At 70.1% G+C, this 20,406-nt stretch carries 18 protein-coding genes; 14 read left to right on the top strand and 4 right to left on the bottom strand.

The annotated features are described in order from the left end of the window. Positions 1-130: 130 nt before the first annotated feature. The 6 genes from AKJ08_RS14320 (at position 131) to AKJ08_RS14295 (ending at position 8,387) form a co-directional block, all read left to right on the top strand. On the top strand, positions 131-1,813 hold the full coding sequence (locus AKJ08_RS14320) for a CTP synthase (RefSeq protein ID WP_050726685.1): 1,683 nt from the start codon (positions 131-133) through the stop codon (positions 1,811-1,813). Beyond that, positions 1,810-2,634, top strand: a complete 825-nt coding sequence (gene kdsA, locus AKJ08_RS14315; RefSeq protein WP_050726684.1) for a 3-deoxy-8-phosphooctulonate synthase — start codon at positions 1,810-1,812, stop codon at positions 2,632-2,634. The genes AKJ08_RS14320 and kdsA overlap by 4 nt, the downstream gene beginning before the upstream one ends. A gap of 173 nt (positions 2,635-2,807) precedes the next feature. Continuing rightward, the gene (locus tag AKJ08_RS14310) at positions 2,808-5,726 is read left to right on the top strand and encodes a choice-of-anchor D domain-containing protein (protein WP_050726683.1); all 2,919 of its coding nucleotides are present in this window, start codon (positions 2,808-2,810) and stop codon (positions 5,724-5,726) included. A gap of 46 nt (positions 5,727-5,772) precedes the next feature. Then, positions 5,773-6,525 (top strand): creatininase family protein, encoded by a 753-nt coding sequence (locus AKJ08_RS14305; RefSeq protein WP_050726682.1) that lies wholly within the window; start codon positions 5,773-5,775, stop codon positions 6,523-6,525. A 3-nt stretch (positions 6,526-6,528) separates the two neighbouring features. After that, positions 6,529-7,446 carry a LysR family transcriptional regulator gene (locus tag AKJ08_RS14300; protein ID WP_050726681.1) on the top strand — a complete coding sequence of 306 codons (918 nt, stop codon included), beginning with the start codon at positions 6,529-6,531 and terminating at the stop codon, positions 7,444-7,446. Beyond that, entirely contained in the window at positions 7,443-8,387 is a 945-nt protein-coding gene (locus AKJ08_RS14295; RefSeq protein ID WP_050726680.1) for a COX15/CtaA family protein, read from the top strand. Before AKJ08_RS14300 ends, AKJ08_RS14295 begins: the two co-directional genes overlap by 4 nt. A 20-nt stretch (positions 8,388-8,407) precedes the next feature. Here AKJ08_RS14295 and cyaY read toward each other — a convergent pair whose 3' ends face one another. Continuing rightward, a complete protein-coding gene (gene cyaY / locus AKJ08_RS14290; RefSeq protein ID WP_050726679.1) occupies positions 8,408-8,842 on the bottom strand; it encodes an iron donor protein CyaY in 435 nt (144 codons plus the stop codon). A gap of 10 nt (positions 8,843-8,852) precedes the next feature. On the opposite strand from cyaY, the gene AKJ08_RS14285 reads away from it, so the two are divergent. Continuing rightward, a complete protein-coding gene (locus AKJ08_RS14285; RefSeq protein ID WP_050726678.1) occupies positions 8,853-9,674 on the top strand; it encodes a lysophospholipid acyltransferase family protein in 822 nt (273 codons plus the stop codon). Here AKJ08_RS14285 and AKJ08_RS14280 read toward each other — a convergent pair. Both AKJ08_RS14280 and AKJ08_RS14275 read right to left on the bottom strand, forming a co-directional pair. Beyond that, complete coding sequence (locus AKJ08_RS14280; protein ID WP_050726677.1) at positions 9,671-10,006, bottom strand: SPW repeat domain-containing protein; 336 nt, start codon at positions 10,004-10,006, stop codon at positions 9,671-9,673. The two genes, AKJ08_RS14285 and AKJ08_RS14280, sit on opposite strands and share 4 nt — an antisense overlap. Before the next feature lie 55 nt (positions 10,007-10,061). Continuing rightward, the gene (locus tag AKJ08_RS14275; RefSeq protein ID WP_050726676.1) at positions 10,062-10,538 is read right to left on the bottom strand and encodes an Lrp/AsnC family transcriptional regulator; all 477 of its coding nucleotides are present in this window, start codon (positions 10,536-10,538) and stop codon (positions 10,062-10,064) included. Positions 10,539-10,632: 94 nt separating this feature from the next. On the opposite strand from AKJ08_RS14275, the gene AKJ08_RS14270 reads away from it, so the two are divergent. The 4 genes from AKJ08_RS14270 to AKJ08_RS14255 all read left to right on the top strand — a co-directional run bounded on the left by AKJ08_RS14270 (position 10,633) and on the right by AKJ08_RS14255 (position 14,541). Next, entirely contained in the window at positions 10,633-11,817 is a 1,185-nt protein-coding gene (locus tag AKJ08_RS14270) for a trans-sulfuration enzyme family protein (protein WP_050726675.1), read from the top strand. 106 nt (positions 11,818-11,923) lie between these two features. After that, positions 11,924-12,397, top strand: a complete 474-nt coding sequence (locus AKJ08_RS14265) for a Spy/CpxP family protein refolding chaperone (protein ID WP_050726674.1) — start codon at positions 11,924-11,926, stop codon at positions 12,395-12,397. Between the two features lie 30 nt (positions 12,398-12,427). After that, positions 12,428-13,156, top strand: a complete 729-nt coding sequence (locus AKJ08_RS14260) for a response regulator transcription factor (protein ID WP_050727599.1) — start codon at positions 12,428-12,430, stop codon at positions 13,154-13,156. Then, on the top strand, positions 13,153-14,541 hold the full coding sequence (locus AKJ08_RS14255) for a sensor histidine kinase (RefSeq protein WP_050726673.1): 1,389 nt from the start codon (positions 13,153-13,155) through the stop codon (positions 14,539-14,541). Before AKJ08_RS14260 ends, AKJ08_RS14255 begins: the two co-directional genes overlap by 4 nt. 89 nt (positions 14,542-14,630) lie before the next feature. Here the strand turns inward: AKJ08_RS14255 and AKJ08_RS18780 are convergent, their stop codons facing one another. Further along, a complete protein-coding gene (locus AKJ08_RS18780; protein WP_157370705.1) occupies positions 14,631-15,962 on the bottom strand; it encodes a lactonase family protein in 1,332 nt (443 codons plus the stop codon). Positions 15,963-16,162: 200 nt separating this feature from the next. Here AKJ08_RS18780 and AKJ08_RS14245 point away from each other — a divergent pair, with 200 nt between their 5' ends. The 3 genes from AKJ08_RS14245 to AKJ08_RS14235 all read left to right on the top strand — a co-directional run bounded on the left by AKJ08_RS14245 (position 16,163) and on the right by AKJ08_RS14235 (position 20,380). Further along, the gene (locus AKJ08_RS14245) at positions 16,163-17,680 is read left to right on the top strand and encodes an HD family phosphohydrolase (RefSeq protein ID WP_338062165.1); all 1,518 of its coding nucleotides are present in this window, start codon (positions 16,163-16,165) and stop codon (positions 17,678-17,680) included. A gap of 124 nt (positions 17,681-17,804) precedes the next feature. Further along, positions 17,805-19,424: a murein biosynthesis integral membrane protein MurJ gene (gene murJ / locus AKJ08_RS14240; RefSeq protein WP_050726671.1), complete on the top strand. Its 1,620-nt coding sequence runs from the start codon at positions 17,805-17,807 to the stop codon at positions 19,422-19,424. 74 nt (positions 19,425-19,498) lie between these two features. After that, positions 19,499-20,380 (top strand): phosphatase PAP2 family protein, encoded by an 882-nt coding sequence (locus AKJ08_RS14235; protein WP_050726670.1) that lies wholly within the window; start codon positions 19,499-19,501, stop codon positions 20,378-20,380. Positions 20,381-20,406 lie beyond the last annotated feature (26 nt).

The raw sequence follows: 20,406 nt of genomic DNA, 5'->3' as shown, positions 1-20,406 counted from the left end.
GATGGGCACCGCCATGCGGTCGAGAAAGGCGCCGGGGCCCGTTCCCGAAGGATCGGTTCCGCGCTTTCCGGCTTTGGTGTAGATACGCCCAAGATTCGACCCGGGCACCCCACCGCCCACAGGAGACCCCATGTCCGCAGCCCGCGCGCGGCGCTCCAGCAAGTTCATCTTCGTCACCGGAGGGGTGGTCTCCTCCCTCGGCAAGGGACTGACCTCGGCCTCGATCGGTGCGCTGCTCGAGAACCGGGGGATGAAGATCTCGTTCCTCAAGCTGGATCCCTACATCAACGTGGATCCCGGCACGATGAGCCCGATGCAGCACGGCGAGGTCTTCGTCACGGACGACGGCGCGGAGACGGATCTCGACCTGGGCCACTACGAGCGCTTCTCCTCCGCGCAGATGACCCGCTCGAACAACTTCACTTCGGGCCGGATCTACAACGCGGTGATCCAGAAGGAGCGCCGCGGCGAGTACCTGGGCAAGACGGTGCAGGTGATTCCCCACATCACCGACGAGATCAAGGGGATCATCCGCGAGGCGGCCGAAGGCCTCGACGTGACGCTGGTGGAAGTGGGCGGCACGGTGGGTGACATCGAGTCGCTGCCCTTCCTCGAGGCGATCCGGCAGATCCGCTACGACGTCGGCGTGGAGAACTGCCTCTACCTCCACCTCACGTACATCCCCTACATCGCCGCGGCGGGCGAGCTGAAGACGAAGCCCACGCAGCACTCGGTGATGAAGCTTCGCGAGATCGGCATCCAGCCCGACATTCTCGTCTGCCGGAGCGAGAAGCCGGTGGATCGCGAGATGAAGGACAAGATCGCCCTCTTCACCTCGGTGGATCCCGGCAACGTCTTCTCGGCCCGTGACGTCGACTCGATCTACGAGCTGCCGCTGGCGCTGCACCGGGAGGGCCTGGACGACAAGATCGCCGAGCTCCTCAACATCTGGTCGCGGGCGCCGCAGCTCGAGGCCTGGGAGCGGATCCACGAGAGGGTGATGAACCCCACCCGCGGCGAGGTGACGATCGGGGTCGTCGGCAAGTACGTGGAGCTCGCGGAGAGCTACAAGTCGCTGAACGAGGCGCTCACCCACGGCGGCGTGGCGAACGACGTGCGGGTGAAGCTGCAGCTCGTGGACGCGGCGGAGATCGAGCAGACCTCTGCCGAGAAGCAGCTGGCCGGCGTGGACGCGCTCCTCGTCCCCGGCGGCTTCGGCGTCCGCGGCACCGAGGGGAAGATCTCGGCGATCCGCTGGGCCCGCGAGAAGAAGATCCCCTTCTTCGGGATCTGCCTGGGCATGCAGATGGCGGTGATCGAGTACGGCCGCAACGTGCTCGGGCTGGAGAAGGCGAACTCTGCGGAGTTCGACGAGCGGACGCCGCATCCGGTGGTGACGCTGATGGAGGGTCAGAAGGGCGTGCGCGAGAAGGGCGGCACCATGCGCCTGGGCGCCTACGCCTGCGACCTCAAGGAGGACAGCCTCGCCCGCAAGCTCTACGGCGAGGCCCAGGTCTTCGAGCGGCACCGGCACCGCTTCGAGTTCAACAACGCCTACCGGGCGCAGTTCGAAAAGGCGGGACTGATCTTCTCGGGCCTGAACCCCGAGCTCGGGCTCGTCGAGATGATCGAGCTCCCGGAGCACCCGCACTTCATCGCGTGCCAGGCCCACCCGGAGTTCAAGTCGAAGCCCACCGCGCCGCACCCGCTCTTCACGGGCTTCGTGCGGGCCGCGGTGGACCTGCGCGACCGCAAGGCCAGCCAGCCCTCGAACGTGGTGCCCGTGCGCGGCGCCAAGGCGAGCAAGGAATGATCCGCTGCAAGATCCGCGAAGACGTCGTCCTGGGCGACGGCCAGAAGCTGGTGCTCGTGGTCGGCCCCGACGTGGTGGAGACCGAAGAGCAGGTGATGGCGACCGCCCGCGAGGTGAAGCGCGTCTCCGAGAAGCACGGCCTCCCGGCGGTGTTCAAGTGCTCCTTCGACAAGGCGAACCGCACCTCGCTCAAGAGCTACCGCGGCCCCGGCCTCGACGAGGCGCTCTCCCTCTTCGCCAAGGTGAAGGCGGAGACGGGTCTGCCGCTGGTGACCGACGTGCACGAGACGTGGCAGGCGGCTCGGGCTGCCGAGGTGGTCGACCTCCTCCAGGTGCCGGCCTTCCTCTGCCGCCAGACGGACCTGCTGGTCGCGTGTGCCAAGACGGGCCGCGCGGTGCAGGTGAAGAAGGGGCAGATGGTGGCGCCTAAGGACATGCGCCACGCGGTCGGCAAGCTCCGGGAGAGCGGCTGCACGGAGATCTTCCTCACGGAGCGCGGCGCCACCTTCGGTTACAACAACCTCGTGGTGGACATGCGCTCGCTGCCCCTGATGAGGGACATCGGCGTGCCGGTCTGCATGGACGCGACACACGCCGTTCAGCTCCCCTCCGCAGCGGGCGGCTCGTCCGGGGGTGAGCGCCGCTTCGTCGCGGGCCTCGCCCGGGCGGCGACGGCGATTGGGATCGACGCGCTCTTCCTGGAGATCCACCCGGATCCGGACAACGCGCTCTGCGACGGCCCCAACTCCCTGGACTTCGCCGGCTTCGACGAGCTGGTGGGCCAGGTGGTCGCGATCCGCCGGGCGCTCGGGCAGCCCTGATCGATCCAGCTGGCGGCCCGATGCAGGGCCGCCGCCGCACCCGCCGTTCGGGAACGCCCCCGAACGTGTGCACCCGACCCACACCCATGTGCGCGTCGTAGGCACCGCCACGTCCGACGCCACTCCCTAGCTTTTCTTCGCAGGAGCTTCCCGCGAAGGCGAGGTCGGTGGGCATGCGGAGGTGGGTGGGGGTCCTGGCGCTCGCGTACCTCTCGGTTGGATGCGGCAGGGATCGGGTGGTTCAATCCGACGGTATCGCGCTGGCGGCCCCGGCGGCCCTCGACTTCGGTCGGGTCGGTCTCGGGGCCACGGTGGTTCGAAAGCTCGAGATCCACAACGGCGGGCGCGCGCCGCTCTCGCTCGACGGCTTCTCCATCCCGGGAAGCGGCGTTGACTTCGAGCTGCTCCCCGACTCCCGGACTCGCCTGCGAGAGGGGCAGACCTCGACGCTCTCGGTGCGTTTCACCCCGAAGGAGGAGGCCGTCCTCTCGCGGATGCTCGAGGTGCAGACGAACGATCCCCGCCGCCCGACGCTCCAGATCCCCGTGACCGGCGTGGGGGTGCGGCCCCGGGTCGTCGCGACCCCCGCTTCTCTCGACTTCGGGAAGGTGGAGCTCGGCTCGCCGTTCACGATGCCGCTGCTCCTGGAGAACGACTTCGACATCCCGGTGGAGGTGGTCCTCGGCCAGCGGGGCGACCCCCAGTTCTCGATGTCGCCATCGGGATCCGTGCCGATTGCGGCCAACGGGAAGATCAACGTGAACGTCGTCTTCCTCCCGACCCGCCTGGGGGTCGCAGGCGGGCAGGTCACCATGGTCCCGTGCCCGATCTGCGACGAGGTCGAGGTCCCGATGGCGGGGATCGGGATCGACCAGGCCCTGGTGGTGACGCCGACCACGATCGACTTCGACTACATCCCGGTGGAGCGCCAATCGCATCGCAGCTTCACGATGTCGAACGTGAGCTCGCATCCGGTGCAGATCACCTCGATGAACACCCGGATGCACCGGCCCGTCTTCACGTTCACGCCGTTCACGGGGACGCTCCAGCCGGGGGAGACGCGGACCTTCGACGTGAGGTTCGCGCCCGTCCAGAACGATCCCGAGGAGGACTTCATCGACATCGCCTCGGACTCGAGGCGCTCGCCCGTGATCCCGGTGCACCTGTTGGGCCGCGGAGGCGGGCCCAAGATCCAGGTGACGCCCCGTGCCCTCGCCTTCGGCTCGGTGCCGATCGGCGCGAGGGGACAGCTCCCTCTCATCGTGACGAACGCGGGGACGGATCCCGGTCCGGCGCTCCGGATCACCGCGTTCCGGGTGGAGAACCCGGCCACCACCATCTTCGGCGCCGATCGCGACCTCGTGGCGCAGCCGGTCGCGATCCCGGGCGGGACCTCGGAGACCATCTTGATCGGGTACGAGCCCACCCAGGTGAGCGACGACGCGGGCGATCATGCCGAGTTGGTGATCGTCTCGAACGACGACAGCTTCCCGGAGGTCCGGATCCCGATGTCGGGCAGCGCCTTCGGCGCGCCGACCTGCCGCAGCCTCGTGCTCACGCCGCCCTTCCTGGACTTCGGCTCGTTCGACGAGGGCTGGGGCGGGGTGCTCTCCTTCCAGATCTTCAACCCCGGCCCCGAGCTCTGCATCATGCGCGACCTGCGCATCGCCGCCGGATCCGATCCGGTCTTCACCACCCGGCCGGTCTCGAGCTTCGTCATCCCGGGCTACCAGTGGTTCGGGTGGATGGTGGCCTTCGATCCGCACGCGGTGGGGGCGGGCACAGGCTACTTTCGGGGCGAGCTCGAGCTCTTCGCCGCGAACGCGGCCCAACGTCGCTACGCGATCCCGCTGGTGGCGGGGAGCCTGAACGGCTGCCTGCGGGCGACACCCAACTTCCTCGACTTCGGCACGGCGGCGAACAACTGCGGAACCAGCGACCGCACGGTGAGGATCACCAACACCTGCCCGGTGGAAGTGAACGTGGGACCGATCTTGCTCGGCGCGCAGTCGAGCGAAGGGGAGTTCACGATCGCCCAGCAGCCGACGACGCCCTTCCTCCTCGGTTCGGGCGCGAGCTTCGACGTCGCGGTGCACTGGAACACGCTGGTTCGGGGGATCAACTCCGCACCGCTCTATCTCTACGAGGACGGCCGGACGGATCTGCCGCTCACGATTCCGGTCCTGGGCGAGCTCCTGGACGACGGACGCGTGATCGATCGCTTCGTACAGCATCGGCCGTTGACCACCGACATGCTGCTGGTCGTCGACAACTCCGGGTCGATGGTGGACAAGCAGCCCCGGCTCCGTTCGGCGGCGCACGTCCTCCTGGACGAGGCGGCGCGCCTCGGCGTGGATCTCCACGTCGGCGTGACGACCACCGGTGTGTCCGTCTCGCCCGGCGACGTCGCGGTGTGCCCGGGCGGCGCTAACGGGAACGAGGCCGGCAGGCTCTTTCCGGTGGACGAGAGCCGGCCTCGGATCGTGACGAGGAACACGCCGAACGCGCGCCAGGTGCTGGAGGACAACACCCAGGTCGGCCTCTGCCACGAGCTGGTCCAGGATCTGGAGGCGATGCGCCTGGCGCTGAGCGAGCCGCTCACGAGCGGCGCGAACCGCGGCTTCCTCAGGCCGGAGGCCAACCTCTCCGTGGTCCTCGTGGGCGACGAGGACGACCACTCCGGATATCCACCGGCCACCTACTCGGACTTCCTCAGGGGCCTCAAGGGGATCGGCGGCTCGATGTTGAACGCGATCGTCGATACCGGTCCGAACTGCTCGGACGGCGTCGCTTTCCGCATGATCGAGGCGGCCCATTTGACGGGCGGCACGGTCTCCTCCATCTGCGACCGGGATTTCACTCCGGCGTTCCGCCGCATCGCGGACGCCGCCTTCGCGCCGCTTCCCTCGTTCTTCCGGCTCAGCGAGCCCCCGGACAACTTGGGAATCCACGTCTTCGTGGGCGGCAACGAGCTCCCGGCCAGCGCGTTTCGCTTCGATCGGGCCAACAACCAGGTGAGCTTCGCGCCCGGAGCCGCGCCCCCGCCCGGGACCTCGTTCGAGGTCCACTACACGAAGAGGTGCGGCTCCTGAACCGCCGACTTGCGCGAAAGGCGCCGGCGCGCTACCCGATGGGGCCATGGAACGCCGCCCCGCAGCTTCGAGCCTCACATGGGAGGAGCTCCGCGATGCCGCCGATGGCGGGGCGGTGGCGCTCCTCCCGGTGGGATCGACGGAGGCCCACGGCCCGCATCTCCCGCTGCACACCGACGTCGTGATCGCCGAGGAGGTCGCGGATCGCGCGCGGCGCCTCCTCGAGGAGGCGGGGAAGCGGGCGATCGTCCTGCCGCCCCTCGCTTACGGGGTCACGGAGTTCGCCAAGGGCTTCAGCGGCACGGTCTCCATCGGCGCGTCGACCCTCGAGGCGCTGGTGATCGACATCGCGGCCTCGCTCCACGGGCAGGGCCTCTCACCGCTGGTGCTGGTCAATCATCACCTGGAGCCCGAGCACTTCGCCGCGCTCCACCGAGCAGCGGCAAGCGCGGCGGCCCGTGCGGCGCCGGCCAGGGTAATCGTTCCGGACCACCGGAAGAAGCCTTGGGCGCTGGAGCTGGGCGAGGAGTTCTGCAGGGGCGGCAGCCACGCCGGCAGCTACGAGACCTCGCTGATGCTCGCCGCCGCCCCCGGCGAGGTGCGCGCGGCGCGCGAGGCGCTGGAGCCGTTCCATCTCGACCTCGGCAAGGCGATCAAGGGAGGCGCGACGAGCTTCCTCGAGCTCGGCGGCGATCGCGCGTATTTCGGCGATCCCGCTGCGGCCTCCGCCGCCGAGGGTAATGCCCTCTTCGACAAGCTGGCGCGCCACGTGGCGGCGCTCGTCCTTTCGGCGGAGTAATCGGTGCAGCTCGAGACGCTCAAGGTCTTCTGCGACGTGGTGGAGTCCAAGTCGTTCTCCAAGGCGGCGAGGCTCAACCGCGTGACGCAGAGCGCGGTCTCGCAGCAGATCCGCTCGCTGGAGAAGCGCTACGATCGAAAGCTCCTCGACCGGGCGCCCAGGGCGATCCAGCCGACGCGCGCCGGTGAGAAGCTCTACGAGGCGGCGCGGGAGGTGCTGGTGCGCTTCGAGGCGCTCGAGGCGGGGATGCGCGCCCAGAGCGAGGAGGCGGAAGGGCCCGTAACCGTCGCCACGATCCACTCGGTGGGGCTCCACGAGATCCAGTCGCACCTCAAGGAGCTGCTGCGCCGCTACCCGCGGGTGAACGTGCGCGTGGCCTACCGGCGGAGCGACGAGGTCTACGAAGAGGTGGCCTCTGGCGAGGCCGACGTCGGGCTGGTCGCGTATCCGCGCGAGAAGCGGGAGCTCGCGGCGATCCCCTTCAGCGAAGATCGGCTGGTGGTGGTGGTCCCGCCCGACAGCCCCCTCGCGAGGAAGGGCGAGATCCCGCTCTCCCGCCTGGACGGCATCAACTTCGTCGCCTTCGACCGCGACATCCCCACGAGGCGCGCGGTGGACAAGCTCCTGCGCGATCACGGGGCCTCGGTCGAGGTGCGGATGGAGCTCGACAACATCGAGACAGTGAAGCGGGCGGTGGAGATCGGCCTCGGGGTCTCGGTCCTCCCCCGCGCGGCTGTGCAGCCGGAGATCCAGGCGGGCTCGCTGGTGGCGCTGCCGATCGCGGACGGCGACTTCATCCGCCCGATCGGGATCCTGGTGCGCCGGAACCGCTCGCTCTCGAGGGCGGCGGAGGCCCTCCTCGAGGTCTTCGTGGGCGGCCGCGCGGAAGAGATCCTCGCTGGCGCAGGAGCTTCGAAGTGAAGGAGATCGGCTTCCGGAGGCTCGCCTGGGCGAACCTCGCCTACAACCTCGGCGTGATCGCGTGGGGCGCCTACGTGCGCGCCACGGGCTCCGGCGCCGGCTGTGGCGAGCACTGGCCCCTCTGCAACGGCGTTCCCATCCCTCGCGCGCCGGCGATGGCCACCCTGATCGAGTTCACGCACCGCCTGACCAGCGGCGTCGCGCTCCTCCTGGTGATCCTGATCGCCCTGGCCGCCAGGCGGATCCATCCCCGCGGCCACCCGGCGCGCCTCGGCGCCGCCCTCTCCCTCGGTACGATGATCCTCGAGGCTCTGCTCGGCGCCGGGCTCGTGCTCCTGGGCCTCGTGGAGGACAACGACTCGGTCGCGCGCGCGATCGCGATGTCGCTCCACCTGCTGAACACGCTCCTGCTCCTCGGCGCGCTCACGCTCACGGCCTGGTGGGCCTCGGGCGGACCGCGCTTCCGGCTGCGCGGGCAGGGGGTCCTGGGCTGGACGGTCCTCGCCGGTCTCGCCGCGATGATGGTGCTCGGCGCGAGCGGGGCCGTCACCGCCCTGGGCGACACGCTCTACCCGGCGGGGAGCCTGCGGGAGGGGATGATCCAGGACTTCTCCCCGACGGCGCACTTTCTCGTGAGGCTGCGCGTGCTCCATCCGCTCCTGGCGCTGGGGACCGGCGGCCTCCTCCTCTTCGTCTCGGTGACGGCGGCCATCGCCCGACCGGCACGGAGCGTCCGCCTCGCGGCGATCTCACTCTGCGTGCTCTTCGTCGCACAGCTCGGGGCGGGGCTGCTGAACCTCGTCCTCCTGGCGCCGGTGTGGATGCAGCTCGTCCACCTGCTCCTGGCGGACCTGGTCTGGATCGCGCTGGTGTTGCTCTCCGCTTCGGCGCTCTCCGCGCGGCCGCGTGAGAGCGAAGAGTCTTCCCCGGCGCTCGCCTAGAGCTCGACCCCGGCGCTCGCCTAGAGCGTGGCGCCGGCGAAGTCGCGGACCAGCTCCCGGAGGCAGGCGAAGAGCTCGACGCCCTCGCCCTTGTCGTCCATCCAGCGGCCCGTCGCCTCGTCGTACGAGAAGTGCCAGGCCTTCGAACGGGCGGCGAGCCAGAGCTGCCGCGTGGGGCGCTGGGTGTTCAGCACGCTCTTCACGCCGTTGGCGAACGAGAGCTTGAAGACGTCGCCGGCGAGCTCGTAGTCGACCTGGTCGGGGTCGATCGGCTCGAGGAGGTCCTGGAGGCGGCGGAAGGTCTGATCGGCGAGCTGCAGGAAGCGGGATTCGTCCATGGCGGGGGACTGTAGCGGCGCCGCGCGGAGCGTGCCACCGGCGCGAGCGGCGCCGCGGACGTTGGCGTGGTAGATACGTCCCGACCGCGATCCGAAGGGCGCCCGCTTGAGCTCCATCGCAAATGCAGTGACCGAGCTTGCCGAGAACCTCCTCTCCGACGAAGAGCGGGAGCGCCTGCGGGAGCTTCCCGTGCGCGACCCGGGGACCGGCTACGACGCCTTCGGCCTCAGCCTCGACTCGGTGGCCATCGCCCTCGCGGCGGCGAGGCCCTTCTACGAGCGCTATTTCCGGGTGCTCTCCCACGGCGCGGAGCACGTCCCGACCGAGGGGCCGGTGATCCTCGCGGCGAACCACTCGGGGACGCTGCCCTTCGACGCCGCGATGCTCTGGACGGACTCGGTCCGGAAGGTTGGGCGGGTCGCGCGGCCCGTGGGCGATTTCTTCGTCTCCGACCTGCCGTTCATCGGGACCTTCTTCAATCGCGCGGGGATGGTGGGAGGCGCCCGCGAGAACGTCCGGGCGCTGCTCGACGCCGGGGAGGTCGTGATGATCTTCCCGGAGGGCGTGCCCGGGATCGGCAAGCCCTACTACGAGCGCTATCGGCTCCAGCACTGGCGGGTCGGGCACGCCGAGCTCGCGATCCGCCACCGCGCGCCGGTGGTCCCCGTGGCGATCGTCGGCGCCGAGGAGCAGATGCCGCAGCTCGCGAAGCTGCGGAAGCTCGGCAAGCTGGTGGGCGCGCCCTACCTGCCGATCACGCTCACGCCGTTTCCGCTGCCCGTGCGCTACCGGATCTACTACGGCGAGCCGATCCCGCTCCACGAGCGCTACAGCCTGGCGGACGCCGACAACGCCGAGGCGGTCCGCGAGGCCGCCGCGACGGTGAAGGCGGCGGTGCAGTCCCTCGTGGACAGGGGACTCGCCGAGCGCACGGGGATCTTCCGCTAGGCCGGCTGGCGTCTCCGGTGCTCCAGGCCGAAGCGGGCGGTCTTCCGGCCGTAGGCCAGCGCCACGATGAAGACGATGATCGCGATGCAGGCGTTGTGGAGGATCGTGAACTCGTTGGCGCTCGGGAAGATGAACGCCGAGATGAAGAGCCAGAGCGCGATCGCCGTGTTCAGGAGCCGCAGGTTCGGCACGAAGGCCGACAGGCCGGCGACCACGAAGATCGCGATCCCCACCAGCGCCGTGACCAGTCGCTGACCCGGCGGGTGGTACCAGGCGAAGGCCGAGATCAGCAGCCAGGCCCCGAGGATCATGTTCACGATTCGAGCGGCCATGTTCGTTCGCTTCGACGCCTCCTCCCCACATGGGTGGGGCGGCTGGGCCGCGCGGTCAACCGCCCTTCGGTCGCAGATAGATGGGGAGGCTCGGTGAGCGGGCGTGCTCGAAGACGAGCGAGGTCTGGATGTGAGAGACCTCCGCTCTCGTGGTGAACGAGTCCAGGGCCAGGTCGCGCAGGTGGTCCGCGTCGCGGATCGCTACGTGGACGAGGAAGTCGTCGGCGCCCGCCACGTGGTAGACGGCCGTGACCTCGGGCAGCGAGAGGACGTGGGAGCGGAAGGCGTCCACCACGTTTCGGGTGTGCTGCCGCAGGCGCACCGAGATCAGCGCCTGCAAGCCGATGCCCAGGGCCCTCGGCTCGACCTCCGCCCGGAAGCCCTGGAGTACGCCCTCGTCGAGGAGCCGGCGGACCCGCGACAGGCAGCTCGAGGGGGCGAGCCCCACGGCGGCGGCCAGCTCTTTGTTTGAGAGCCGACCATTCTTCTGCAGGGTCTCCACGATATCGCAGTCGATTCGGTCGAGCTCCATTCGTCCAGCCTCCGGCCGAATTCTATTCGTTGGAACTCCAGCTTCGCAAACCGAAGAATCAAGATTCACCTGGTTCCTCGCAGGAGGTTCGTCCATGCGCCATTCTTTCGACACCCTCGCCATCCACGCCGGCCGTGAGGATCTCCCCGAGCTCGGCGTCCACGCCCTGCCGCTCGACCTCTCGACGACCAACCCGATGAGCGACCCCGAGCAGGGCGGGGAGAGCCTGGGCTCGATGGCGATGGGCGCGAAGCCCGGCGACGGTGGCTCGGTCTACGCGCGCCTCCACAACCCGACCGTGGCCCGCTTCGAGTCGGCCCTCGCCCGCCTGGAGGGCGCCGAGGAGTCGGTCGCCTTCGGCTCCGGCATGGCGGCGCTCACGGCGCTCCTGATGGCGGCGAAGCAGCGGGGCGGCCACATGGTGGCGGTGCGGCCCATGTACGGGAGCGCGGACCACCTGATCGCGAGCGGGCTCCTGGGCATGGAGGTGAGCTGGAGCGCGCCCGACGAGATCTCGTCCCACATCCGGCCGGACACTTCGCTCATCTACGTGGAGACCCCGGCGAACCCCACGCTGAAGCTCCTCGACGTCGAGGCGGTGGTGAAGCAGGCGAAGGGAATCCCCGTCGCCGTCGACGCCACCTTCGCGACGCCGGTGCTGCTGCGGCCGATCGCCCACGGCGCGACCCTCGTGCTCCACAGCGCCACCAAGTTCCTCGGCGGCCACGGCGACGTGATCGCCGGTGTCATCGCCACCAACGGGGAGTGGGCGACCCTCCTCCGCCAGATGCGGGTGGTCACGGGCGCGCTGCTCCATCCGCTCGGCGGCTATCTGCTCCACCGCGGCCTCTCGACCCTGCCGATCCGCGTCCGCGCCGCCCAGGAGGTCGCGAGGATCCTCGCGAAGCGGCTCGCCGAGCACCCCGCGATCGAGAAGGTCTTCTACCCGGAGCTCCCCGGCTGCGATCCCGAGGGTCTCGTCGGCCGCCAGATGAAGGGACCGGGCTCGCTGCTCTCGTTCGAGATGAAGGGCGGCTACCCCGCGGCGTGCGAGCTCCTTCGCAGCGTGAAGCTCGCGACCCCGGCGGTGAGCCTCGGATCGGTGGACACCCTGATCCAGCATCCCGCCTCGATGACCCACCGCGTGGTGGCCCCCGAGGCCAAGCTGGCGGCGGGGATCACCGACTCCCTGGTGCGCCTCTCCGTGGGCCTCGAGGATCCGGAGGATCTCTGGGCCGATCTCGCAGGGGCCCTCGATCGCGCCGCCGCGGCGCGCTGAGCCCTCGTCTTCACAGTTCTTCACGGGACCCACAACCGGTCGCAACCTCGCGCCGGCATCGTTCATCCTGTCGCCTCGGATGGACCGGGGCCTGACGGAGAACGAAATGACGAGAACCAGGAAGAGCCTCATCGCCGCCGGCCTCGGCCTCGCGGCGTTCCTCGCCCTCTCGGGCTTCAAGGCCGCCCACCACGGGCCCATGGATCCCGAGAAGGCCCACGCCAAGATCTTTGCGCGGCTGGACAAGATCCTCACCAAGGTCGAGGCGACGCCCGAGCAACGATCCCGGATCAACGGGATCGCCGAGCGCCTCTGGAGCGAGCGTCCTGAGCGGGATGGCGGCCCCCGCGAGCTCCTCTCCGTCTGGAGCGAGGAGAGCCCCGATGCCGCGGCGATCCATGCGAAGATCGACCAGAAGGCCGAGGCCCGCAGGGTCTTCGCCAACCGGATGGCCGACGCGATGATCGAGGTCCACGGGATCCTCACCCCGGCGCAGCGGGCCCAGGTCGGCCAGCTGCTCGAGGAGCGCTTCGAGCGCGGCGGCCGCGGCCACTTCCGGCACGGTGGAGCGAAGGAGTAGCGCCTCGGAGTTTGTTGGAGCCTTCGCATGATGGACAAGGCCCTCCCAGTCGGCGCCGAGCCCGCCGTCACCGCCCTCCTCGTGGAGGACGACGAGAAGCTCGCGCGCCTCCTCTCCGGCTACCTCGGCGGCCACGGGATCGTCGTCTCGTGGCTCGCCGACGGCGAGAAGGGCCTGCGCGAAGCGCTCGCTCGCCGCTACGACGTGATCCTCCTCGACCTGATGCTCCCGGGCCGGGACGGATTGGAGATCTGCAGGGAGCTCCGGTCTCGCTCCGACGTGCCGGTGATCTTCCTCACCGCCCGTGGCGAGGAGGCCGATCGGATCATCGGCCTCGAGCTGGGCGCCGACGACTACCTCGCCAAGCCCTTCTCGCCACGGGAGCTCCTCGCCCGGATCCGGGCCCTCGTCCGCCGAGCGAGGGGACAGGCGGGCCCTGCGCTGCGCGTGGTGGAGGTCGGCTCGCTTCGCCTCGATCCCGCCGCCAGGAGCGCCCGCCTCCGCGGCGCCGACCTCGAGCTCACCTCGTACGAGTTCACGCTGCTCCACGCCCTCGCCGAGCGGGCGGGCAGGGTGCTCTCCCGTGAGCAGCTCCTCGACCTGGCCAAGGGCAGCGCCGAGGAGGCCTTCGATCGCTCGATCGACGTGCACGTGTCGCGGCTGCGCCACAAGCTCGGCGACGACGCCCGCAGCCCGCGCTGGCTGAAGACCGTGCGAGGCGTCGGCTACGTGCTCGCGGCTTCCGAGGACGCGCCGTGAGCGTCCCAGCTAACGCTTCGGGCGGGCACGGCGAACGTACCGGCGCCGCGCCCCGGCGGCGCCTCTTCTGGCGGGTCTACCTCTTCGGCTCGTTCCTGCTGATCTCGGCTGGCCTGGCCACGGCCCTGGTGGGCTCGGCGATGGGGCGGGAGGGCCCTCGGCGCGATCTTCCGCGCCGGCTCACGGCCTACGTGGCCGAGGGCCTCGGGCCCTCCCTGAACGATCCCGACCTGCTCCGGCGGGAGCTCCTCCGCGCCGGCGAGAGCCTCCGCATGGAGCTCTCGGTCTACGACGACGACGGCACCCGGCTGGGCACCACCGAGGAGCCAGCGATCGAACCCTTGAGCGCGAGCCAGGTCCTGAGCCTCGCGAAGGGCGCGATCCGCGTGGAGGACGACGAGCCGCCGATGCCGGTCCTCGCCGCAGCCATCCCCGGGTCGAGCGCCTACCTGGTCGCGAGGCTCCCCAGACCCGATGTCCCCCTCGAGCGCCCCGCCGCGATCCTCGGGGCGATCCTCGTGGTGCTCGCGCTGGTGTCCTTCCCCTTCGCCCGCTCGATCGCGGCGCCGCTGGAGCGGCTCACCGCCACCGCCGAGCAGCTCGGGCAGGGCCACCTCGACGTGCGCAGCGGCCTGCGTCGCGAGGACGAGGTCGGCATCCTCGCGGTCGCCCTCGACGAGATGGCGGAGAGGCTCGAGATCCTGGTGCGCAGCGAGAAGGAGCTCCTCGCCAACGTGTCTCACGAGCTGCGCACGCCGCTCGCGCGGATCCGGGTGGCGCTCGAGCTCGCGCAGGAGGGCGATCTGCCCGAGGCGCGCCGCTACCTGGAGGAGATCGGCTCCGATCTCGTCGAGCTCGACCGCCTGATCGAGGACGTGCTCCTGGTGGCCCGGATGGACCTCGGCACCAGCGGCGCGCCGCCCTTGCGGCCGGAGACGATCGATCCGCGCGAGCTGGTGGAGCTCTCCGCGAAGCGTTTCCGCGCGGCGTATCCGGAGCGGACGCTGGAGGTTCGAATCGGCGAAGGGATCCCTGCGGCGATCGCGGCCGATCCCATGCTCCTGCGCCGCGCGCTCGACAACCTCGTCGACAACGCGCGCAAGTACTCGGACGACGAGGTGATCGTCGAGCTGCGGGGGGAAGGGAGCTTCCTCGAGCTCACCGTGCAGGATCGCGGGATCGGGATCGACGGATTCGACCTGCCGTGGATCTTCTCGCCCTTCTTCCGCACCGACCGCAGCCGGACCCGGAAGACCGGCGGCCTCGGCCTCGGTCTCACTCTGGCGCGCCGGATCGTCGAAGCCCACGGCGGGACGCTCGAGGCGCAGAGCGGTGCGCAGGTCGGCACGATCTTCTCGATCCGGATCCCGCTCGCGGTCGCCTGAAACGAAAAACCCCCGCGTGGGACGAGCCCAAGCGGGGGAAAAGGGAGTGGTCGCGGAGCCAGAGCCTGGCTCCGCTGATCACGGAGCCGTTACGGCTGCACGCCCACGTTGGACGGGATGCGCTCGAGCCGGAAAAGCCCGAGGTCCGTCACGGTGGCGCTCTCGCCGAACTTGACCTGGAAGAGGCCGCGAACGTCGGGGATCAGCACCCGACCCTGCTGGGAGCCGCGCGCGACCATGGCGAGCTTGCCGGGGACCTGGGGCCGCCCGCCCACGTACTCGACCGCGCCACGAAGCGCGAACGGCACGTCGGCCGTCGCGTCGTAGTCGAGGACGAAGACGTTGTCGCCGTAGCCGGAGACGACAATCGCCGCGTCACCGAACGGCGAGGTGGCCATCGAGTAGGGATCCTCGATCTCGATGGCGCCCTTGTGCTCGAGGGTCGTCTCGCCGACCTCGACGATCGCGACGCTGTTCGGGAGCTCGGTGTACTCGTTGTTGTCGCCGACCAGCAGGTGCTTGCCGTCGGGCATCAGGCCCATCGACGAGATCCAGGCGAAGGACCAGTCGTCCGGCGAGTAGGGGAAGAGGTCGAGGCCCGCGATCGTCGCAGCCGGGTCGGCGAGGGAGACGCGGAAGATGTCGTGGGGCTCGAAGCCGTCCACCTCGCGGGCTCCGAAGATCGCCTCGTCGCCGGGGAGGAGAACGAGACCGCGCGCCGACTTGCTTGCGATGATCCGGCCGGCGATGGTCAGGGAATCGTCGCAGCCGATATCGACGCGGTAGAGGCCGCCGCCGTTGTCGGGCCAATTCACGTCGTTGACGAAGAGGTGGTCACCGGCGGGCGACATCACGAGCTGGCCGGCGTAGAACCGGCCGGCGCCGAGTGCCGGGTCGAGGACCTCGATCTCGCCGTCATCCGCGACGCGGAAGACGCCGACGGTGCCGTTGGACTGGGGCGCGAAGCCGAGCTTGCCGTCGGGCGTGAAGACGATGGGGTCATCCGAGGGCTGGCCCATCTCGAAGATCTTGCCGGTGGCCTCGAGGGCGCCGTCCTCGGTCAGGCGCAGGACCTGGTAGTGGTCGAATGAACCCTCGATGACCGGGGAGCCCTTGACGCCGACGACCACGATGCGCTCGCGATCGGCGGGGCCGGGCTCGCGGCAGCCGTGCTCCTCGCCGCCGGAACCGGCCTCACCGTCGTCGCCGCCGGTGCCTCCAGTGCCGTCGTCGCCGCCGGTGCCGCCCGTGCCGTCTTCGCCGCCGGAGCCAGCCGTGCCGTCGTCGCCGCCGGAGCCGGCCGTGCCGTCGTCACCGCCGGAGCCAGCCGTGCCGCCGTGGCCACCGTGGCCCGCCGCGCCGTCGTCGCCGGTCTTCGAATCGCTGCTGCTGCAGGAGGCCAGCGCAAGGATGGAGATCAAGAAGAAGAGGGATCGCAATGGTGCTTTCGCAGGAATGAAATGGCTCATGGAAGACAGGCTTCCATAAAGATCATTTGTGGTCAAATCAATGGATCGCAGAAACCTGGTGTGACGCCCATCGGCTGCAACCGGACCCGTTCGCGCCGCGAGGATCGGGCGTGGTATGAATCGCACGGGAGAACCCGAAGGAAGGCCCCCGAGTGGACGGACCCCAGCGCCGCATCGACAAGCTGACGTCGATCCTCGACGTCGCGAAGGCGATGGTCGCCCAGCGCGACCTCGATGCGCTCCTACGGATGATCGTGCGCGAGGCCGGCAGGGTGGTGGACGCCGATCGCTGCTCGCTCTTCCTCGTGGATCGCGAGGAGAAGGTCCTCTACTCCAAGGTCGCCCAGGGCATGGGCCCGTCGCCCCGGATCCGGGTCCCGCTGGGCGTGGGCATCGCAGGTGCCACCGCGCGGACCCGTCGCCCGATCAACCTCCCCGACGCCTACGCCGATTCGCGCTTCAACCGCGCCGTGGATCTCTCCACGGGCTACCGCACGACCTCGCTGCTCTGTGTGCCCATGTTCAACACCGATGGTGACGTCGCGGGCGTCATCCAGGCGCTGAACAAGGCGGGCGGCGTCCCCTTCTCGGACGAGGACGAGGAGCTGCTCCTCGCGCTGGGCGGCCAGGCGGCCTCGGCGGTGGAGAACGCGCTCCTCCACGAGGAGATCCATCAGCTCTTCGAGGGCTTCGTGAAGGCCTCCGTGGTCGCGATCGAGTCGCGGGATTCCACCACGGCGGGCCACTCGGAGCGGGTCGCACGTCTCACCCTCGCCCTCGCCGACGCGGTTGAGCGCGACGGGCGCGGCCCCTTCGCCGGCATCGTGTTCTCGCCGGATCAGCGGATGGAGCTCCGCTACGCGGCGCTGCTCCACGACTTCGGCAAGGTCGGCGTGCGCGAGCACGTGCTGATGAAGGCCAACAAGTTCCATCCCCACGAGCTCACGCTCGTGGAACACCGCTTCGACTACGCCCGCAAGAGCTTCGAGGCCGAGTCCCTGCGGCGGCAGCGGGATCGCCTCGCGGCGGGGGAGCGGCTCGATCCCGTGCTCATGGACGAGGAGGCGATCCTCTCGGCGAAGCTGCGGGAGCTCGAAGCGGCCCGGGAGCTGGTGCGTCGCTGCAACCGGCCGACCGTCCTCCCTGCCGGGATCTCCGCCCCTCTCGCGCAGCTCGCGGCCCTGAGCTTCCTCGGACCCGACGGCCTCCCGCAGACGCTGCTCTCTGCGCAGGAGGTCGAGCTCCTCTCGATCCCGAAGGGCTCGCTCTCGCCCGCCGAGCGCCTCGAGATCGAGAGCCACGTCAGCCATACCTATCGCTTCCTGAAGCAGATCCCCTGGACGCGCTCGCTGCGGCGCATCCCCGAGATCGCCTGCGGGCACCACGAGAAGCTGGACGGCACGGGCTACCCGCTGGGCAAGGCCGGCCAGGAGATCGGCCTCGAGGCCCGGATGATGGCGATCGCCGACATCTACGACGCGCTCACGGTGAGCGATCGACCGTACAAGCGCTCCGTCTCCCACGACGACGCCCTGGAGATCCTCTCGGCGGACGTACGGTCCGGAAAGCTCGACGCCGAGGTCTTCCGCGTCTTTGTCGAGGCCGACGTCCCGCGGCGCTTCCTCGAGGATGGCGAGGAGCGCACGGCCGAGCGTGCCGCCGCGCGCTGATCCCGTCCCGGCTTCTGGCGGGCGAGGCCCCGCTCGCTCGTGACGAATGGCGGCGGGCCCACGGTTTTGGCATTCTCCGCCGCGTGATCCTGCTCCCGCACCTTCCGCGATGACCTCCGAGCCCATGCGATCCCCACAGGCCGAAGCCGCGCTCTCGCCCCCGGCGAAGGGCGCCGCGTCTCGGATGGGCGCCAAGGCCCTGCTCGTGTCGGCGGCGACGATGCTCTCGCGCCTCCTGGGCCTCGTGCGCGAGCAGCTCTTCGCCGCGCTCCTCGGCGCCAGCGCCTTCGCCGACGCCTTCGTCGTCGCCTTCCGCATCCCGAACCTCCTGCGGGATCTCTTCGCGGAAGGGGCGCTCTCCGCCGCCTTCGTCCCTACCTTCGCCGATGCTGTGAAAAACCGCGGCCGCGAGCACGCGGTGCGCCTCGCCAACGTGGTGATCGGCGCGCTGCTGGTGGTCGTGGGGATCCTCACCCTCCTCGGGATCCTCTTCGCGCCCCAGATCGTTGCCTTCCTCGCGCCGGGCTTCGCCGAGGTCTCGGGCAAGCAGGAGCTGGCCGCGCTCTGCACGCGGATCATGTTCCCCTTCCTGCCGCTGGTGTCGCTCGCGGCGGTGGCGATGGGCCAGCTCAACGCGGAGGAGAAGTTCGGCCCGCCGGCCTTCGCCTCCGCGATGTTCAACGTCGCGGCGATCGCCGGCGGCGTCTTCCTCTTCGTCGCGGGCTTCCGCGAGGAGGAGGCGGTGATCGGCTGGTCGATCTTCACCCTCGCCGGCGGCGCGGCGCAGCTCGGCGTGCAGCTCCCCGCGCTCTTCCGCACCGGCTTCCGGCTGCGCCCCGCCCTCGACTGGGCCGAGCCGGGCCTGCGCCGGATCGGGAAGCTGATGGCGCCCGCCACCGTGGGCCTCGCCGCGACCCAGGTGAACATCTTCGTCAACACCATCTTCGCGTCGCAGGTGCCGGGCGCGCCGGCGTGGCTGAACTACGCCTTCCGCCTGATGCAGCTCCCCATCGGCGTCTTCGGCGTGGCCGTCGCGACCATCGCCACCACCGGCCTCGCCAAGCGCGCCGCCGAGCGGGATCTGCCGGGGATGCAGGCCACGCTCGCCCAGGGCCTGCGCCTCGTCGCCTTCCTCACCGTGCCGTCGATGGCGGGCCTCCTCGCCCTGCGCGAGCCGATCGTGCGGCTCCTCTTCCAGCACGGCCGCTTCACGCCGGAGGACACGGTAGCCACCGCGTGGGCCACGCTGATGTACGCCACCGGCCTCTACGCCTACTCCGCGGTGAAGGTCGTCGCGCCGGCGTTCTACGCCCTCGACCGCTCGCGAATCCCGGTGATCGCGTCGCTCTCCGCGGTCGGAGCGAACGTGCTCCTCAACGTCACGCTCTTCCCGTACCTCTCGTACAAGGGGCTCGCACTCGGCACCGCCGCCGCGGCCACGGTGAACTTCCTCGTGCTCACGGTCGCGTTCCGGAAGGTGGCGGGGTCGTTCCGCATCGGCGGCGTGCTCCTCCACCTCGGCCGGGTGCTACTGGCTGCAGCGCCCTGTGCGATCGCGGCGTTCGCCGCCAACGGCGCGATCGAGCACGCGCTCGGCACCGAGTCGCTCCTCGCTCGCCTGTCGGGCGTGGGGGCCGGCATCGCCGCCGGCGCGATCGTCTACGTCGTCGCCTGTCGACTCCTGCGCGTTGCCGAGCTCGCGGAGATCGGCTCCGCGTTCCGTCGTCGCCTCCGGCGCGCTTAGCGATAGGAGGGCCGGCGCCGGAAGGGTAGGCGTGGGGGCTGGAAGCGGTCCGGCGGGATGACCACCGTTCCCCCGTGTGGTCTCCGCGACAAGCGCCCAGGCGCTGGTGGTTCTTCCGCGCTGGCGCTCCGGGCCACCTCGAGTTCGACCTGATCCGCCACGGGCTCCCGCTCGTGGCGTGCGCGGTGGTCTGGAGCGGCTCGCACGTCTTCCGAAAGAAGATCCCGGCGAAGACGCTCTTCTGGAGCGAGCGGGACGAGCACGGCGTCGAGCGCGTCAATCGCCTCGACCGCACGGCGAGGGAGCGCCTCCTCTGGAAGGATCCGATGCGCGCCCGCTTCTACTCGAACCTCCTCGCGAACTTCCTCGTGCCGATGGGTGCGGCGGGCCTCGCGCTCAGCGCAGGGATCCGCGGCGGCGGGGGGCCGATGGCCGACGTCCTCGCGGTCAACGAGGCGATGGTCTACGCGGGCATGATGAGCCAGGCGACCAAGCTCCTGATCCGCAGGCAGCGTCCCTTCGCCCGCTACGCTTCGTCCGGGCTGGCGGACCCTTCGGCGGGCATCGAGCATCACATCCCGGACGAGCTCACCGCTGCGCCAGATGGACCGGCGGCTCGCCCGTCTAAGGACGCGCTCCGGAACCAGGCCGACGACGACGACTTCTCGTTCTTCTCCGGCCACACGAGCACGACCGCGGCTTTCGCGTTCGCGGTCTCCCAGATCGCCACGCGCCGCCGCGTCCGCACGCCTCTCGTCTTCCTCCTGGGCATCGCCTCCGGCCTCACGGGCTACCTGCGGATCGCGTCCGATCGTCACTACATGAGCGACGTGTTGGTTGGCGCGATGGTCGGCGCCGTCGTTGGCACCTACGCGCCGAGGGTCCTGCATCCCGTCCCGAAGGAGGATCGCTGGGGCTACGGCTTCCTCACCGATCTCGGCCTCCTCGCGAGCTGAACGCTCGTGGGCGGAAGCGACCGAAA

The organism is Vulgatibacter incomptus (genome assembly GCF_001263175.1).
In the GTDB taxonomy this organism is placed as follows: domain Bacteria; phylum Myxococcota; class Myxococcia; order Myxococcales; family Vulgatibacteraceae; genus Vulgatibacter; species Vulgatibacter incomptus.
Note: the sequence above shows the minus strand (reverse complement) of the source record. Positions and strands in the feature narration are given on the sequence as shown.

Excerpts from the sequence above, each read along its gene's own strand:
- kdsA (WP_050726684.1), top strand. The coding sequence starts at position 1,810 with ATGATCCGCTGCAAGATCCGCGAAGACGTCGTCCTGGGCGACGGCCAG.
- AKJ08_RS14310 (WP_050726683.1), top strand. The coding sequence starts at position 2,808 with ATGCGGAGGTGGGTGGGGGTCCTGGCGCTCGCGTACCTCTCGGTTGGA.
- AKJ08_RS14270 (WP_050726675.1), top strand. The coding sequence starts at position 10,633 with ATGCGCCATTCTTTCGACACCCTCGCCATCCACGCCGGCCGTGAGGAT.
- AKJ08_RS14265 (WP_050726674.1), top strand. The coding sequence starts at position 11,924 with ATGACGAGAACCAGGAAGAGCCTCATCGCCGCCGGCCTCGGCCTCGCG.
- AKJ08_RS14275 (WP_050726676.1), bottom strand. The coding sequence starts at position 10,538 with ATGGAGCTCGACCGAATCGACTGCGATATCGTGGAGACCCTGCAGAAG.
- AKJ08_RS14320 (WP_050726685.1), top strand. The coding sequence starts at position 131 with ATGTCCGCAGCCCGCGCGCGGCGCTCCAGCAAGTTCATCTTCGTCACC.
- murJ (WP_050726671.1), top strand. The coding sequence starts at position 17,805 with ATGCGATCCCCACAGGCCGAAGCCGCGCTCTCGCCCCCGGCGAAGGGC.
- AKJ08_RS14305 (WP_050726682.1), top strand. The coding sequence starts at position 5,773 with ATGGAACGCCGCCCCGCAGCTTCGAGCCTCACATGGGAGGAGCTCCGC.
- AKJ08_RS14260 (WP_050727599.1), top strand. The coding sequence starts at position 12,428 with ATGGACAAGGCCCTCCCAGTCGGCGCCGAGCCCGCCGTCACCGCCCTC.
- AKJ08_RS14280 (WP_050726677.1), bottom strand. The coding sequence starts at position 10,006 with ATGGCCGCTCGAATCGTGAACATGATCCTCGGGGCCTGGCTGCTGATC.
- cyaY (WP_050726679.1), bottom strand. The coding sequence starts at position 8,842 with ATGGAGCTCAAGCGGGCGCCCTTCGGATCGCGGTCGGGACGTATCTAC.